At 60.8% G+C, this 17887-nt stretch carries 8 protein-coding genes, 1 tRNA gene and 1 pseudogene; 5 read left to right on the top strand and 5 right to left on the bottom strand.

The genetic code is table 11. The features are described from left to right. Window positions 1-678: 678 nt before the first annotated feature. The 3 genes from AC1DRE_RS22375 to AC1DRE_RS22365 form a co-directional block, all read right to left on the bottom strand. On the bottom strand, window positions 679-3252 hold the full coding sequence (locus AC1DRE_RS22375; protein ID WP_476986687.1) for a DUF499 domain-containing protein: 2574 nt from the start codon (window positions 3250-3252) through the stop codon (window positions 679-681). Window positions 3253-3688: 436 nt separating this feature from the next. Beyond that, complete coding sequence (locus AC1DRE_RS22370) at window positions 3689-5890, bottom strand: hypothetical protein (protein ID WP_476986686.1); 2202 nt, start codon at window positions 5888-5890, stop codon at window positions 3689-3691. 539 nt (window positions 5891-6429) lie between these two features. Beyond that, the gene (locus tag AC1DRE_RS22365; RefSeq protein ID WP_476986685.1) at window positions 6430-9633 is read right to left on the bottom strand and encodes a helicase-related protein; all 3204 of its coding nucleotides are present in this window, start codon (window positions 9631-9633) and stop codon (window positions 6430-6432) included. A gap of 543 nt (window positions 9634-10176) precedes the next feature. Here AC1DRE_RS22365 and AC1DRE_RS22360 point away from each other — a divergent pair. Next, window positions 10177-10252 (top strand) — tRNA-His (locus AC1DRE_RS22360). Here AC1DRE_RS22360 and AC1DRE_RS22355 read toward each other — a convergent pair. After that, entirely contained in the window at window positions 10245-10616 is a 372-nt protein-coding gene (locus AC1DRE_RS22355; protein ID WP_476986699.1) for a hypothetical protein, read from the bottom strand. The genes AC1DRE_RS22360 and AC1DRE_RS22355 overlap by 8 nt on opposite strands. A gap of 147 nt (window positions 10617-10763) precedes the next feature. Continuing rightward, window positions 10764-11281: pseudogene (locus AC1DRE_RS22350) on the bottom strand (DEAD/DEAH box helicase); the annotation flags it as partial. A gap of 62 nt (window positions 11282-11343) precedes the next feature. On the opposite strand from AC1DRE_RS22350, the gene AC1DRE_RS22345 reads away from it, so the two are divergent. Genes AC1DRE_RS22345 through AC1DRE_RS22330 form a run of 4 tightly spaced genes read left to right on the top strand, consistent with a single transcriptional unit; the run spans window position 11344 to window position 17722 of the window. After that, window positions 11344-11493 (top strand): hypothetical protein, encoded by a 150-nt coding sequence (locus tag AC1DRE_RS22345; RefSeq protein ID WP_476986684.1) that lies wholly within the window; start codon window positions 11344-11346, stop codon window positions 11491-11493. 5 nt (window positions 11494-11498) lie between these two features. Beyond that, a complete protein-coding gene (locus AC1DRE_RS22340) occupies window positions 11499-12707 on the top strand; it encodes a DUF6361 family protein (RefSeq protein ID WP_476986683.1) in 1209 nt (402 codons plus the stop codon). After that, entirely contained in the window at window positions 12700-14583 is a 1884-nt protein-coding gene (locus tag AC1DRE_RS22335; protein WP_476986682.1) for a phospholipase D family protein, read from the top strand. Before AC1DRE_RS22340 ends, AC1DRE_RS22335 begins: the two co-directional genes overlap by 8 nt. Beyond that, window positions 14573-17722: a DEAD/DEAH box helicase gene (locus AC1DRE_RS22330; RefSeq protein WP_476986681.1), complete on the top strand. Its 3150-nt coding sequence runs from the start codon at window positions 14573-14575 to the stop codon at window positions 17720-17722. Before AC1DRE_RS22335 ends, AC1DRE_RS22330 begins: the two co-directional genes overlap by 11 nt. The last annotated feature ends 165 nt before the right edge of the window (window positions 17723-17887 follow it).

Genomic DNA, 17887 nt, shown 5'->3' with positions numbered 1-17887 from the left:
ATAACCATCGCTAGACGGCTCATGTATCGCTGATACCTCTTATGGCAATCAGTGTAGTCCGTGTTCCTGGCCTGTATCTATCGTTTGGTTTCCTTCGGTCTAACCGGCTAGCTGAATCACTATTGTGTAATTCGATGATGTCACCGCGGACACTTGTGGCCCCGCATCCGCGCGGCGCGTCGTACACATGGCAGCAGTTACGTAGCCTCCCGGCCCACGGGCCAGTCTCCATCCGCCGGGGAGCGAACTTTCCTATGGATCGAATGACCTACCGTGAACGGCAGGTGGTCCCAGGTCGCTCAAGAGGGGCGGCCAACGTAACGCGCCGTTGTTGCTGCCCAGCTGCCAAGTCCGTATTCGATTGGCCGCGACAGTAAAATCCCATGTGTCATCTAGGGGGCCGGTTTGTCAGGCCTGAAAAGATCCAAGTGCTCAGCGCGCGGCGAAAGCAGTTATTGCAGCGCAGCTGGGATACGTGCGGTCGCCGTCCTGAACCGGAGGCGAAGGGGCAAGCAGAAGCCCCGGGGGCCAACCCGGCCAGCTTTGCCTGCTTGACGAACGGCAGCAATTTCGGTACTTAGTGGAGCTTTGGCTGGGTCGGCGCCTCACTGGAGCTTCCCCACTGTGCCGAACTTCTACGGTATGGCGCTGTGTCAAGGGCGACAACGTGGGGACAACTCAGGCTGGTTTGACTGTTATCTGAATGCCAAGCTCGTCGAGGTTACGTTGCATCGATGCCACGACTGCTTCTTCCAGTTGCAGAGTGAGCGTCCCTTGAAGATAGCTCACCTGCTCCTCATCGAGTGCTTGATACAGATTCTTGAAAACAGCGGCGAATCGGTCAGCATCGACGGAGTTGCTGAGAAGGTTGCGCGTGAACGCAAAAGACACTTGTTTCTCTTGACGTACCTCTGTCGCTTCCGACTCTCCGGCAGAGTCCGGGTTAGCCGAGCGCCTCTCCCCAGGGTCACCGGGGCTCAAGGAACGACCGTGATCCCCGACGTCGTTCCCTTCCTCACGCGTCCGCGGTTCTGGCATTTTAGACCGGGCCAACCTGAGAGTCGATGCACTGAGGTTAATTTGATTGGGTGCTGTGACTGCTACGGGAGCGTCATTAGAGTCGACAATCTGGATTAGTCCCTCGCTGACTGCATCGAAGATCGCCTTGGCTAGATCCGCATCCCCGCCATAGAGGAGGGGCAGCCGAGGAGCGTTATAGAAATCAGCTCGCACTTCGGAAAGCGACTTGCCAAAATCTGTGTCGCGAAGATTGTGCACCAGTGCCCGAGCGTCGAATTCGCCCGCGTCAAAAGCCTTGTCCTGCCGACACAGTTCCTTCCATACAACCGTGCCGTTGAGGGATGAGTTCATGTCATCATCGAAAGTGAACTGCTGTACTTCTCTTTCACCGTCAGGATCGGGCTGAGCGAGGAAGAGTACGTGCTGGTAGGCCCGCTTGATGGCCTTCTCCAGCTGTTCCCGGCCCTCATTTAGTTCTTTGGTTCCCTGAAGCTTCAAGTCGGTATCGCTCTGGACTTCCGGCGCGGACAAGGCACGGCGCCGAGCGAGGTACTCAACCGCGGACCCCCGCGCCTGTGCCCGCCTCTGCGTGTTGACGACCGCAAACACGGCGCTTGACGCCCATTCAACCGGACGAGAATCCACTCCAGTTCCTAAGCCGAGAGCTGACGTAACGGCCTGCATGGTCGCCTGCTCCATCCCGTTTCTAAGGCTGAACTGCGCGGGGTCAAGGATGAACAGTCTGTTGGAAAAAGGACTGGCTAGACCTGCCCTCTCTAGGACTAGGTTGGCATTCCGGTCTGGGTCCGCCGGTACGAATCGTTTTTCGCGGAAGGGACCAGCCAGTGAAAGCTTGTCCGCAAACTCCCGCAAGACTTGATCGCGATCTTCGTCGGTGATCGTCCTACGGATACTTGCCACCAGCATACGGTACGTGAGTTTGGTGGTCATGAAATAGCGGGCCGGCTTGTTGTTTCCTTGGCCGGGAATGATGTCGATGGACGACATGCCAGTCTCGGTGTCCACCAAATCGGACACGACCTGGTCCGCGTCTGTGATGGTGTACGAGAGATCCGGAACCATAGTCGCAGCTCGAACTTCAGGAGCGCTGGCCCCCTTTCCCTTGCCGGGTCGAAAAGTGCCTACGATGCTGGTCAAGAACAAGTAGGTTCCCGCGCGCTCTGTCGCTCGCGGGTTACTTTCTTGCCAGATATTGTGATTCCTGTTTAGGTCCTGCTCCCGTGCTGTGCCCCGTGACTCGTCTTGATTTACAATCTCGTTTTCGGCGAGGCTTCGGTAGTTGGCAATGGTCCGGTCGTCGTCGACTAGGCCGGAGCTGAGTATCGCTTCTCGAACGGCATTGTCGTTGAGGGGTAGATCTCCCGGCCCAATCAGGAGCGGGACCCAACCACCACCCTCTCCTCGTGCTTTCAATGCATGGACGGTCGCGGCAAAAACTCTGATCGTAGACCGCACTCGTTGGAACCCTGTAACTTGGGCCCACTCGTCCTGCGCCATTTGCATGAGGGAGGGATGAAATGGATAGCAAGCAGCCACTTCGTCATTCCAGCGGTGCCGCCAGTCCGCTCGGATCGGCGACCATACGTTCTTCTCCCAGGCCTTGTCCGCCAGGACTGGGGCGAACACTTCCGCGGTTGACTGCACAAGCTCCATCACCGGCTCTGCGTCAAACAGTCGCCGCCGCAGAATGCTCGCAAAGTCGGCAACTTCAGTGACTGTAGTCCGCAACCCGTTGCGTTCGAGAATTCCATTCAAGTCGTCCCGGCGCTCTTGAGCAGGCTTTGACAGTGCGGTTCTGTCATTCGTCGATGCGATCATGACAATGAGCATCGCAACCTTAGGGACGTCGTTTACGACATCGAGAAGCGCCCTGATAAAAGCCACATCTTGGGCCACAAGTTGAGGATCGCCAGCGCCGTCCAGCCCATTACCTAGGTAGTCCAAGATTTCGTCAACGATGATGAGAACCGGCCTGTCGATGGCTCTGAGGGCTTCGCCGATCTTGCCTTTATCGCTGTAGAACGGCTTGTAACGCTCGTACAGGTTGTAGTCGGTCGTAGAACCTACCTTGAAAAGCCTCCACAGGAAGCGCTCATACAGGTTCTTTGCGGGCCCATCCATCGCCTCGGATGTAGCGCCCGGCGTCATGTGATCGCATGGCAAGACGACAACGTGCGGACGCCCAAGGTTTTCGTCCATCTGCGTGCCCATGCGAGACTCTGCGCGCTCCAGTACGCGTCGACCGATTTCAGTCTTGAAAAGTGCTTTGGGGTTCGACGCTAGATGGTATGCACCCACACAAGCGTGCGATTTACCGCCGCCCATCCCTTGGTCCAATCGGGTAACAGCTCGCGCGCGCTTATAGTTAGCCCCTCCCCCGATTCGTATTGCTACTTCAGCAAGTAAATCAGTGAGCCTATCCGTCGGATGAGTAATCTCACCGTAATAAGAGGCATCGGCGTAGGGAGGTGCGTCACTGCCCGAACCGTAGACCGCTTGAAACAGCGACATTTGGACATCGTCAAGCTGTCCTGACGCGTCAAGTATCTCCTGCCGGATCCTGAGAGCCTTCCACCAGGGTGTGACGTCCTTAGCCATTCCAGCCTTTCCGAGCGATAGTGCAGTTAGACAATAGCGGATCTGAAATTTACGGAAGCTTGAACAGCTCTTGATCCGAGAGCGTTCGAGCTGAGGCGGCAGACCGGGCCGAGCTGGCGGCCGCGGCGGCGATACTTCCTCTAGCTCGCAAGACCCTGCTCCAGGCTATAGCGTCAGCGTCAGCGTCAGGGAGCCGGTCAGCCAGAAAGCTGATCGCAGCCCAGAGATATGCATCGTCCGCATCACGACCTGACGCCGCCAGTATCTCGCCCATTGCTACCGTGCCGTCCTGGGACGCCCCTGCCAGAGCGAGCGCGACATCAATAATCGAGGATTCCTCATGCACACGGTGCGAGAACTGGCTGCATGAGGTGAAGGCTACGCCGCCACTCGTCTCGGGGACGAGATCTCGCACGTCCCCTATCTCAAGCGAAGACGCCAAAGTCTGCCACCGCAACTCTGACTTCGCCTGAATCTGTCGGCCGTAAAGTCGCACCCACCACAACGCAAATCGAGTCCGAGAGTCGAACGTTTCTAGAGGATGGTGATCGATTTCTACGGCCATCACCGCCTGTACCGCGGCCCGCGCTAGAGGCAAGAACGTGTGAATGTCGACGGGGTCACCTTTGGCGTCCAGCACCTCGCCGTAACGACCGGCCACTTCCATAGCAGGTCCAGCGGCAGCCATGAGCATATCCGCCGGGGCTAGTCCCCACCGCAGCCAGTCGGGGTACCGATCGGCGATCTCGTTTCTAATCTCGCGTTCGACCGCACCCTTGCGTCCTGCCCGCCGACCCGCCGGCGCCGGTCGACAAGCCATCGTTAAGGTCGTCTTGATGTTTGCCTTTCCTTGCCGTCCGCCAGACTCTGTGGACGCGGGCCAAGACCCCGTCATGACAAGACCGGCTTCTTGGATCGCAGCCAGGAAGCGCTTCCACACTTCAAGGTCGCCCGAGCCGAAGACAATGGTGACGACGCCGTCCTCTCTTACGGCTCTTCTCATCTCACGGAAAGCTAAGGCGATCTTGGTGTCATAGTGGAGGCGGGTGCGATGCTCGTCGGGTGCTTTACCTCTGACCCGTTTCACGATGATCTCGTCGGTCTTTTCCTGAGTCCCATATGGATCGGAGGTGACTACAAACTCCGGCCAAGTACCGTGAAGCGCCCGTTTGAGCCAAACGTACATCAAGTCGGAGGCGTCGGCATACGCGATCATCTGGTCGTAGGGGGGATCAGTTACGACTGCCTGGATGGCTCCGCTACGGTAGCTGAGCTGCGTTGCGCTCCCGCGGGCGACGGACGCGGATGTTCCCTGCGCATCTTCGAGTAGCCCCTCAAGCACAGCTAGGCTGTTCCGCGACAAGGAGGCCCACGTTCCTGGTCCGGTGCCAGTACTTGCTTCGAAGAAATCATACGAATATGTCAGGGAGCCTTCATTCAAGTAGATCACAGTGACGATTTGGGTGGGAGCGTACAGGGTCGCGCCCCGCGTGGATGCCTTGAGAGTTCGGGCCATAGCGGAGCCACAGTAGCCTGCAAGAGCGCGAGCATAGTCGGCGCTGATGGCGTAGTCAGCCACGAGCCCGGTAACAACTTCATTGATGACTCTCGCGAGCGTGGCGAAGGAGAGGGTTTGGCGGTCGCACATAAGGTCGCCATACGTCCGAGCCCCGTATATTGACGGCCCAATAATATTATTGTTGCCCGGCGCAATGCCTTCGTCGGGAAAGGCTGTCAGGAAAGGAGATATAGAGGGAAGGTCGTTCAACGCAGACGTAGCCGATTCCGCGGCCCTAAGCTCAGCTTCCATCGGTTCTCGGTACGTCTTTAAGCCGTCGTCACCATGATCAGCCACGACCAATAGACGATCTCTGCCCTTACGCTCGTTGGCCAACCGGCGATGCACAGCCACCGGATGCACGTGGTTGCAGAACGTACAGGTTGCTGACTTACCTGAGATTTTGCTCCCGTCCGCCTCATTCGCATTCGCCAGCGTAGGAGAAGTTGCCGGCGCACCATCAAAGACCACAGCCTTATACGTGCCTGCTGCCCTATCAACCTCGATCCGGAAAGACTGGCCAGGATCTAAGATCGCTGGCTGCCCTTTCTTGCCTTTTCTCTTAGAGGGCATGCGCAGGGCAAACGAATTTACCAGGGGGAACTCATTGCCGCATTCCTGGCAGGGTAGCGCGACGGCCCAGAAATAGCCGCGCGGCTGTTTTCCATTTACGGCCGGGTAAAAGTCCGCCATCTCAGCGCGCCACCTGCGCTCTACCTCATGGAACGTACTCGTCACATCTCGGAGCAAGCGTGGGCGGTCATCGTAAAGTTTTCCATCGGTATCAGTGAATGGAAGCTCAGGTTCACCGTCCCAGTTACGGAAGGGAAAATCCGTCAGAAGTGAGGACGCCAACACCGCAACCGGGCTATAGTCCACGGCATGTGCATCTAGACCGAGTCGCACGGCCTCCAACGGAATGATTCCGCGACCGCTAAATGGGTCAAGAACGGAGGCTCCCTCAGGATTAGCTTGAAGGATCTCCTTGCGGAGTTCTTTCCGTGCCGCATAGCGACCCGTCATGGCCTCCTTGACGAGGTCTTGGAGCCGCTTCTGCTCCGCCTCGGACTCTGGCCAAGGCAGCAGAGAGCAAAGAACAGCCGCTTTGGCTTGGGCCGTGGGGCGCTTAGCGAACCAGGGAAACAAACCTATCTCGTTATTTGCGCTACCCCATCCGCCTGCGCTATTGGCAGTCACTTCCGCGCTGGGGAACCAGCGCTCAATCATTCGTGTCACTCTAAACCTTCTCGCGCGGAGGTCAGTGCACTTCCAGGCACCCGGAAGATAGCACCGCCCACCATGTCGGTCCCGAACAGCGTTGCCGGGTCTTGAAACGCGCCGAAAAACCGACCGTTCCCGTTCTCACAATCGTCCACCACGTACAGCCAGTAGTTTGCACCGTGTTGTGTAGCCATAAGAACTTCGTTGCCAGTCAGCCTAACGCCACTTGAGGCAGCCGACGCCCACACACCTTTCACCTCGACACATCGGAGGTGTGGCCCGCGCCGCGCCTCCAAATCGTAACCTCGACCCTCCATATGGACGTCCTGCACCGCCCAGCCCTCGACTTCCAGGCGCCGCTTGACGAAGTCCATCGCGACCCATTCCGAATCCGCCTCAAGCTTCACTTCTCTAGTCCCGGCAGAATGAACCCGAATCCGGGCGACCAGTTTAGGTTCAGTCATGTGCACTTCGGACAGAGTCTCCAGATGAGCAAGACGACTAGCAGTTCGACTTCGTAGGTGGGCGCGCAAGGCTAAGCGTGCCGTCTTATCCTCAATAGCATCAGTCAGTTTGAGCGGCAGATCTTCGAGGTCCTTCCGTGCCTGGCTGAACCAGTCCTGCCGGACACGTTGACGCTCTTTGAGGGTCTGCTGGACAACATCGACGGCTGTCGCGTCCGCCGAATTGAGTCGCGCCAAGTTAGTCGCAGTGCCCTTCCGAGTCGTGCCCACGAGGTTTGCCAAGGTTTCCCACCTGACGGCCCTAGCATTTCCAGCGTCGTCAACCTTGATCAGGGTCGCCCACATGCTTCGATGTTGCCCTCCTGACTCCGACAATGTCGCCTCGTATGCGTACAGATCGTATGAACTAAGGCTGGTCGGATCCTCAACGGCACCGGATCTGTATACATCTTCTGCTAGATACGCGTCAGCCAAGTCGATCAGGTCGGTAAATCCTGCTTCTCCCGGGCCTAAAGTAACTATTCCCTTCGTCTCAACTCCGGACGCGCCGAGCAGCGCCACCCCGCTCGTTGCGACGTGGACCGAGGCCCCGCCTCCTAGACTCTTAGGCATCGATCCGTCAGTCAGAGCTAACAATCTGAAGCCCGGGCCTGCGGTGGTGGCTCGGGCTGACAAGAAACCCGTCGCTGCCAGCCGGTCGAGATAGGCCTCAACTATCGCGGGATTGATGCGTGCAAAAAAATCGCGCTGCAACAATGTCAAAGCCGCCACAGCATCTACCTGGCTACTAAGTCGTAGCTCTGTCTGCCTCAGCGCCTGAGCCTTTCGGACCAGGTCCCTCGTGTTTATTGCACTGACGGCCTCGAATGCGGCGTTGCGCCTGGCCTCGTCGGCTCCAAAGGTGTCGAGGAGCCACCGTTCGTACTCAAGCCCACCCATCTCTGCGACAGCCGAGAGACTGTCGAAGACCTGGCCCCCGAGTTCATTGGCAGCCGTCACAAAATTGTCCAGCAGGGTCAGCAGAGTCTGGCCTTCCCGGGTGTCTGTCGCAACGAGGTTGTAAAGGAAGACGTCACGTGTCTGACCGACGCGGTGGATCCGCCCCATACGCTGTTCAAGACGAACCAAGGACCACGGGATGTCGTAGTTCACCAACACGTGTGCCGCCTGGAGATCAATGCCCTCATTGCCGGCATCTGTAGTCACAATGATCTGAAACTGGCCGTTCATGAAGTCGGTTCTGACTTGATCCCGTTCGTCATTGCCGAGCGACCCCGAATACACCACCGCTGTGTATCCCGTAGCTCGGAGGCGTTCGGCAACCCAGTCCGCGCTGTCAGTGTACTCGGTAAAGACAACGGCCTGCGCACCGGTTCCAGGGAGGATTTCATTCTTCTGAAGACAATCCTCAATTAACCGCCGCCACTTCGACGGTTGCCAGTCCGGATTGGTAATTGTGGCCGAAATACGGCTCACTAGATCCTTAATGGCCGATCGCTCCTGCTGCGAAGATCTGGAGCCTGCTGCCGTTACGCGGGCTTCCTCAACCGCCCCTTCGTCCCCGAAGCCCAGCTTGTCCGCCTCGGTGGCGGCCTCCGCCTCGCTCATTGACCCCATCTTGTCTTGTCGACGCAACAAAGTCTCTTTCAGAGCATGCAAGCTCGAGGCGGCACGCTTGCCATAGACCATACTCGCGAGTGGGACGGCTGCTGGTGGAAAAAACTTCTCCACCATATTGAGAGCTGCCTCGTAGTAGGCAAATTCGGTCGACGACAGTGGCACTTTATGGTTCGTAGCAGTTCGTTCGCGAAACAGACGAGTCTTCCCGTCATAGTCCACGAGATCTTCCTTCATCCGCCGGAGGAAATGAATGGGGCCGGGCTTTAGAGCTGAAAGCGCCGTTGATGGATCTCCTCCCGGATCTGGGTAAACCTCTGGGTCCACTAAGTGTAGGAGGTGCCTAAATAGCCACTCTTTTCCCCTGTGCGGCGTGGCTGTCATCAAGAGCGCGCGGGGGGTGTTCTTAGCGAGCAAACGCCCGACCTGATGAAACGTCGACGCTGTAGGTGTGAGTCGGTGAGCTTCATCGAAAACCACCAAGTCCCAGCCTGCCCTGTCTGGGCGAATGGCCTCTTGTACCTGGGGGTTCATGGCTGCAAGCTCCAGCGAAACAACCCACAAGTCGTGATTGTTGAGGGCATTTTCTTGAACGGTCGCCGCCCGCAAATGTCGAAGTCCGCCCCCGAGGAAGCGTTCAAAGTCCGCAACCCATTTGGAAGCCAAGTTGGCCGGACAAACGATGATTGCCCTCTTTAGAAGGCCCAGGCGCTGCATTTCACGGATATACAGTCCCGCCATGATCGTCTTGCCAGTTCCTGGCTCATCCGCGAGCAGGAAGCGCAACATAGGCTGAGGAAGCATTGCACCATACACGGCAGTCGCTTGATGTGCGTAGGGCCGAAGCTGCGTCGTCGCCATTGCGCTGGAGTCAGCGTTTATCGCAGCGGCTGCCATCCAGCGTGTCCACATGCCAGCCAGAATCTTCTCCGAGTCGGCTGTGCCATCGCTGCTGAGCGGCCTGACGCTATCGAGGGTGCCGTTGCCTGTTTCAATCTCAAACATGGATCCGTCGTCACCGAGCACAACTAGAGTCGCGTTAGAGCCCGGTGTGGCATCGATGACGTATCTGACGGTAGCAAATTCTGGCTTGCCTACCATCTTGATGCGAATCCTCTGGCCGCTCTCGAACACAGTTCCCCCACTTAGTTCCGTACGATCGAGCCGAACAGCAACAACGTCGTTCGTCAGTCGTCCTTCATCCTATGGGAAGCGCTTTGCATCATCAGGTATTCAGAACGCATCGAGCGAGGATTGCTGCCCGCGGGATGTGCCAATTGGAGGACAATGAGGGCGACGTCGCCCCAAGGCGACCACCGGAACCGTTGCGAAGTGCCTGCCCGGATCGCTCCTGGGGGCCCACGGGCCTACATGGCGCTTCACCTGCCGTTGGCCATTGCGACGCATGCATGCTCTGTGAGCGATTTTGGGGCGCGGGGCCCGGAAGGCCACTCAACGGCTTCCACGAGGGCGCTGAACGCCGCACAGACCCGCAGCAGGATCGACGCCTGCTCACCCCGCGAAAGGCCTGCAGATGTCGAAAGTAATCTGCAAAAGGCTTCAGAGGAAATTTGGCAAACACGGAAAAGTGGCGAAAACAGTCCCAAAGAGCACGTATACTTGTTGACGTTGCCTTTTCCGACAGCCGGCTAGCCGGACGGACTCGACAAGCACATGGTGGGCGTAGCTCAGTTGGCAGAGCGCCTGGTTGTGGTCCAGGAGGTCGCGGGTTCAACCCCCGTCGCTCACCCCAAGAAGGACGGCCTGGAGTGTCCGCCCTTCCGCAGAGGCTGTTCCGGACATCCGGTACGGCCTCTGTCTGTTTCACGTGAGTCCGCACGGAAGTGGCATCTGGCGTCCACTGCCGTCCCTGACTGGAAACCGCCGCCGTCGTCCCACGGGGTGTAGAACAGCATCCGCTCGAACGTCTGTTCGCGGATCCCAAGCTCCGCGTAGCGGGGCGTATCGGCGCCGACCAGCATCGAGTAGGCCTCGGCTCGTTCCGGATCGTCCACGTGGATCAGCGCAGCCATACGGTCGAGGAGCTTCGTCTCGTCAGCATCCGTCTGGCCGACGAGCTGGCCCTTGAGGATTTTCTCGGCGGGCGATTTCGACAAGCTCAATCCCCGGCCGTCGATCAGGCCGGCCTGACGTAGATAGCCGGTCCAGGAGTCTCGCGTTGATCGGTAGATCGACTTCACGTCGTTGCCGGACCGCTCGGTAGGCCTACAGCTCAGTCTCCGCGTACGAAGCGATGTCCCGTACGGGATGCCGGCGCGGTTGAACACTTCGGCCATGTAGTGGGCGTGCTGGACCGAAACGAAACGCAGAAGCTGATGGCCCGCATCTGGTCGGTGCTGGTGACTTTGTCGCGGAGTTCGCGGATGACCTTGGCGGCGCGGGCGTCGTTGCCGGTGTAGAGGTTGTTCAGTTGCGTGACGTCGTAATTGCCGCGCTTCCACTCCAACTGGCTGAGGTCGACATCGTCAGAGACGCCGAAGCGGTGGAACGGCACCAGCAGGTCAGCGTTCAGGGCGTCCCACAGCCTTAGTTCGCTGGCGGTATGGCCGTCGAAGAACTGTTCGGCGACATCGACGCCGTCGCCGCGTTCCGGCGTCGATGTCAGTCCGAGGAGGTGCTGCGGCCGGAGGTGGTCCAGCAGCCGGCGGTAGGTGGGCGCCATGGCGTGGTGAAATTCGTCAATGACCACGAAATCGAAGGAGTCCGGTCCCAGCCGCTCGACGCCGAGCGATGACAGCGACTGGACCGAGGCAAAGATGTGCGGTCCATACTAATCGTTCACAGGCAGCAAGGGTTTACTCCCACCAAGGAGGCTATCGTCACGTGCGCGAAACGAAGGATTTGCTCAATATTGCCGCCATTTCGCTCGCGGCGAGATTCCCATGTCCTACGGTGGACAAGGGGGCGATTCATGATCGCGAAGCCACCCGCAAACGCAAAACGTTCGCCACCCGTGCAGAAGCGAGTCCATAACGCCCATGACTTCCCTGATTTCCTGGCTGGATGCCTCAACCGAGGAAAACTCGAAGATGCGCGAGCTTGTGAAGCTCTTCGGCACGCCGGAAACCATCGACGACCTCGGCATAGGGCAGCTTCGGGACGCTATCAGCAACAGCCTGTTCCCCGGCACATCCGTGCTGCACCTGGGCGCCCGCTACATGCTCCTGGTCCCTTGGGCGTTCCTCAGCGCACACCGCGGCACCAGAAACCCGGATGAGCTGCGGAAGCGTTCCGAGGAATCCGAGCGGCAGCTGATTGATCGGCTCAAGGAACTCGGCGCGGAAGGCTACATCGGGCGCGACGCTGGCAGGAACGTCAGGCAGCTTCCCTCAGCCGCATACTGGTCGGCGCTGCGCCGCTACGAGATCGTGGACCCCGAGACAGACCGCTCCGTCGTCGCCCAGCTCATGTGCACAGACGTCCCTTCCCCTGAAGAGGGTGAAGGCACCTACTGCGTCTGGAACCAGACTCTGCCGAAGCCGCCCGTGGGCTTCCCCCAGTCGGATAACCGGGGACTGACGCTGTCCCACGACGAGGCGCGCTGGCTTCAGGAACGCATCCTCACCACCTGCCCGGGCACCATGCTGGCCCACGTCGTCGGGTCCGAGGTCAGCCCCACGCCCGGTCTCTGGGCGCCCTGGCTGGACCCGGCGTGCCGCAGCGCCGAAGGCGAACCCGCGCAGTGGCTTAGAGACGCAGAAGCATTATCATCCATCCACAACGGCGCCACGATCCTGTACCAGCACCTTCTTGCCGAGCTCTCTGCCAGCGTCTTCTCCACTGAAGCGGACAATCTGCAGCCGACGCAGGAGCTCCTGGAAGAGTGGGAGGACCAGCGTGACAGCAAGCGCGACGTACTCGCTGGCTGGGACGTGGACGACTACCTCAGCCGTGCCAAGGCAATGAACCACGGCATCAACAACACCACCGCCGAGTTCGCACGGGCCATGATCGCGGCTGCCTTGAGCGCCAGCAAACTGATCGACAACACAGAGTTTCGTGGCGCCGTCGAAACCCGGGAGAAAATCATGAAGAAGTCCAACTCGCGGTTCCGCAACGAACGCCGGCTCCGCGCCTGGCAACCGCCAACGCAGGTCGCGTCGCTGTCCTTCCGGTGGGCCCAGGTCCGCCGGAATGTCCTGGATATCCACGCCGGGCTGGCACTGGAAGGGCCGTCACATGCTTGAGGCGGCAAACAGGCAGGCGCTCACCCAGCAGCTGCGCCCGCCAGCGGGATTCCGGCTCGCCCAAGCGGTGGGCACCACCTTCACACTGGACATGACCAGCGCGCTGTCGGTCCCGCTGAGCTTCGTGGCCGGCTCCGGAGAGGAATTCACCAATCCGGTAGCGGTCCTCAGCGCCCTGCGCAAAGTCTCGGACCGCGTGGACATCTTCTGCCAGGCGGGCCACATCAAAGCACCCTCCGATGCGTCGGACCTGCTCGCGCTGCTCGAGCCGATGGTCCATCAGGTCAGCGTCAGGCGCGGGCTGTTCCACCCCAAGGTCTGGCTCCTGGAATTCGAGAACGACACCGAGCGCCGCTACCGTTTTCTGTGCAGCAGCCGCAACCTCACCACCGACGCCAGCTGGGACCTCCTCGTCCGGCTGGACGGCGAACCCGTGCAGGGCACCGAAGGGGACGGCCCGGACAGCGGACCCCTGGCCCGCTTCATCGCCGGGCTCCCCGGCCTCTGCACCGTAAAGCCCGACGCCGAGAGGCTGGCCAGGGTGCGCGGGCTCGCCTCGCGGCTGGCGGACGTCCGATGGGACCTTCCCGAGGACATCCACCGCCTGGCGTTCCGGCCGATGGGCATGGGCGACGAGTTCGAACAAGGCTCGATCGTGGCTCACCTCCGCGACCCGGAGAACTTCATCGCGCTCAACAACAAGACCGGCAACGCCGCCTTCCTGGGCCGGGACAAGCTGGTCATCTCGCCCTTCCTCGATGACAGGCTGATCGGCCGGCTGCAGGACCGCTGGACAGAGAACCTTTACGTCTACTCACGGGGCGACCAGCTGGACCTCTTGAACGAGAAAACGGTGGCCGATACCCGTACGTCCTTCAAGGCCTTTGACGAGCTCGGTATCCCCGAGTCGGCGGACTCAGGATTGAGCGACGACACGGACGAGTCTGGAATCCAGCGCGTCGCCGACGATCTGACCGGACTGCACGCCAAGGCCTACTTCTGCGACTACGACCACTTCACCTACGCCCTCCTGGGGTCCGCCAACGCCACCGAACCAGGGTTCACCAAGAACGTGGAGTTCCTGCTGGAAATGCGCGGGGCCAAGAAGCGCCTCGGGGTGCAGCGCATCAGGGAAAGCCTGAAGGACGTTCCCTTCGCGGACTATCTAGGCACCGGCGGCGAAGCCCGCTCAGAAGAAGATGCGGCGGCCTTCCGGCTTGAGAGCGCCCTGCGCGACGCTGCAGCGCAACCGTTCCTCCTCGATCCCGTCCCCGATGACGGAGTCAAGAACACGTTCACGGTAACCGTTTCGCATGACTGGTCGCCGAAGCCCGAGTTCACCGCGAAGCTGCGGCTCCTCTCGCTCCCCCAGCCGAGCACCGTCGTCGAACGTTCCGGCGGCCGGCACGAACACACTTTCCAGGCGATACCGCTCGCCGACGTGACCCCGTATCTGGTGCTCACACTTGAGGACCCGGAAGCCGGGTTGTCCAAGAGCACTGTGATCCAGGGCAGCCTGCGCACCGACCCTCCGGGGCGGCTGGACGAGATCATCGCCCGCCAGCTGGACGACCCGCAGAAGCTCCGCCAGTTCCTCCTGTTGTTCCTCACCCCGGAGGCTGCGCTACCGGGGTCCGGAACCGGCACCGGCTGGTTCGCCGGTTCCGGGTTCGGAGACGGATCCGCCGCTGGACTCTTTGAGGCGATGGTGGGCGCGATGGCTGGTCCGGACGCCCGCTCGGTCTTCCCGGACTTGAAGGTGGTGATGGACCGGCTGCTTGCCCTTCGTGGCGATGATCCGGAGATTCAGCAGCTGCACGCGCTGTGGACGGCAGCCACCGAGGCTCTAGACATGGGGGAACTTCATGGGGTTTGACGCAACGCCCGCCCTGGACGGCCTCCGGGGCTTTCAGCGCCGGACTGTGGAACACGTCTTCAAACGCCTGTATCTGGATGACCAGCCGGCGGACCGCTTCCTGGTGGCGGATGAAACCGGCCTGGGCAAGAGCATGGTGGCCCGCGGTGTCATTGCCAAAGCCATCGAGCGACTGGACCAGCGGGACTCCGGCGTAGACCGCATCGACGTCGTTTATGTCTGCTCCAATGCCGACCTGGCCAAGCAGAACCTTGGCCGGCTGAACGTCACTAATCAGAAGGACATCATCGAGTCCGGACGGCTGACACTGCTGCCCACCGAGCTGGCGAAACTCAACGCTCCGGCCGCGCCCGGGACCCGGAAGCGCGTCAACTTCATCTCGTTGACTCCGGGGACGTCCTTCAACGTCGGAGGGGCGACGGGTCAGGCCAAGGAACGGGCCGTGCTCTTCCGCATCCTGGCGCAGCTTGGCGTCATCGACGAGGAACAGCATGCGGACGCCGTCGAGCTTCTCCGGGCGGGCGCCTCCACGCAGCGTTTCGGGCGCCGGGTCCAGTACATGCACGAGCAGTTCCCGGGCGGCTTCACCGTCCCAGTGCGGAACCGATTCCGGACGCTGGCGCACCAAAGCGGCAACCTGCCGGCGTTCCGCAAGGCCTTGCGTGAGGCCGTCCGCGACGGGGCGGCGACAGTCCAGCCGCGCATGAGCGCCATTATCGGCGGGCTCCGGGGCGACCTCGCCCAGGCGGGGCTGGATTGCCTCGAACCTGACCTGATCATCCTGGATGAGTTCCAGCGCTTCCGCGACCTGCTGTACTCTCCCGGTACCGCGCCCGACGACGAGGATCCAGCGGCAGAGCTCGCCCGGCAGTTCTTGAACTACAAGGGCGCCAAACTGATCTTGCTGTCGGCCACGCCGTACAAGGCGCACACAGGAGCGAACGAGGCCGACGGCGACGACCATGCCGCAGACTTCCGGCAGCTTCTGCGTTTCCTGAGCAGCGAGCGTCCCGGATACATGGAAACACTTGAAGCGGATCTGGATGGCCGCCGGACGCAGCTGCTGAAGCAGGTTCCGGACGATGCGCTGACGGATCGCATCGAGGACGGCCTGAAGATGTTCATGAGCCGGACGGAGAGGCCGCAGCTCGGCAAGGACGACATGTTGTCTGTGATCGAGATGGCACCCACGGATGTTCGTGCCGGGGACCTCACCAGCTACAGGTCGCTGTCCGCTCTGTTCCGTGCCGCGCGCACCGGCAGCCCGATGGAGTACTGGAAATCCGTGCCGATGTTCGCGCACTTCCTGACTGACTACAAAGTCGGCAGGATGCTGGACGGCCGGATCCATTGCGACCGCGAGGCCGTTGACCCTGTACTGCCGGCCTTGGCCACGATCGACGCCGATGCGTACCGACGCTACGGCGCCGTGGAGACCGACAATGCCAAGTTCCGGGCCGTGCGCGGCCACACCGTCGGCCAGGGCTGGTGGAAGCTGCTGTGGATGCCGCCGTCGCTCCCCTACGTTGAGCCTTCCGGCGCTTTCGCCGAAGTGGGCGCTAAGGTCACCAAGCAGCTGGTCTTCTCAGCATGGAACGCCGCCCCGACGGCGATCACCACGATGCTCTCCTACGAGGCCGAGCGGCAGATCCTTGAAGGTTCTGCGCGGCACGGGGAGAACACCGCCGAGGCTCGCCGAAAGTTCGCAGGGCGTCTGCGCTACAACGTCCGCGACGGCGAGCCTCAGACCATGTCGGCCCTTGCGCTGTTCATCCCGCATGCTTCACTGGCACTTGCGGGCGATCCTCTGGAACGTGCATCGATGAAGGGGGCAGCTGTGGACGGCAGCTCTGTGCGGGAAGCCGCCGCCGAGGCAGGCAAGTCCATGGTGGGCGGCGCCGTCGTCGACGCCGCCAGCCGCCTCGGCGTGTGGGCTTCCTACTTCTCCGTTCCTGGCGCTCTGCCGGCAGAGTGGAAGAATGACGCCCGGCTTGCCACCAAAGAGCTGCGGGGCGTGGACGAGTACACCCAGCAGCTCGGCAAATCCTCAGACACGGGCGCCGACCAGGATGCTGGCTCAGAAGCCGGACTGTATCTGGCCCACATTGACCGGATGGCGCAATCATCCGTCGCTGAACCGGCAGGCTGGGACAACGGCGTTGAAGACCTGGCCGTCAATTCTCCCGCCAACTGCATCTACCGCGCACTGGGCAGGGCCGTTCCGGACGAATTCGACGGCGCTGAGCTGTGGAAGGCTGCCGTCTTCGCCGCCACCGGCCTGCGTGCACTCTTCAACCGGCTCGACGCCTCCGAACTGCTCGACAAGCTCTACCCCGAAGGCGCCTACTGGCAGAAGGTCCTGCGCTACTGCGAGGCCGGAAACCTCCAGGCAGTGCTGGACGAGTACGTCTTTCAGCTCCGCAGTCAACAGGCTCCCGGGGAGATCACCAACGAGCTACTTTGGGCACTGGCCGATGACATCCGGCGTTCCCTGTCCCTCAAGCCGGCGCAGATGCTCGCCAAGTATCCCGACGGATCCCACGAGGATCTCCGCATGGGTGTCCGCTTCGCCGTCCGGTACAGCAATGCCAAGACGGACGACGGCGACAGTAACCGCATGCCCGACGTCCGCCGGGCCTTCAACAGCCCGTTCTGGCCATTTGTGTTGGCGTCGACGTCCGTGGGCCAGGAGGGCATCGATTTCCACTGGTGGGCGCACTCGGTCATCCACTGGAACGTGCCGGGCAACCCCGTTGATTTCGAGCAGCGGGAAGGTCGGGTTCACCGGTATCTGGGGCATGCAGTGCGGAAGAACGTGGCAGAGGCTCACGGCGCCGCGGTGCTGAAGCCTGGGGTGACGGACCCGTGGGACACACTGTTCTCGGTCGCTTCCGCAGATATTGCCGCGCGGCCGGAAGATTCCAGCAGCGAGTTTGCGCCTCACTGGATTCATCCGGGAGAACACAAGATCGAGCGGCGGCTCTTAGACCACCCTTTGAGCCGGGACGTGCCGAGGACCAAGCACATGCTTGCCGGGCTGGCGAAGTACCGGCTGACGCTGGGGCAAGCCAGGCAGGACGACTTGCTGGGGCTGATCAAGGATGGAGCGGAGATCAAGCCGCTGAATTTGCGGCCGTAGGACGTCACAACTTCCGCAGGGGAAGAATCCTAACTATTCAAGGCCGGAAACAGAGGAAAAATGCCCGAAGACGCATACGGATATTGGGATTCGGGCCCGCGCGGGGCGGCGGCAGCGGATACATAGGCAACCTCACCGCAACCAACGAACAGCTGGCCAAATTGA

It is taken from the genome of Arthrobacter sp. P4_H3, assembly GCF_056400885.1.
Note: the sequence above shows the minus strand (reverse complement) of the source record. Positions and strands in the feature narration are given on the sequence as shown.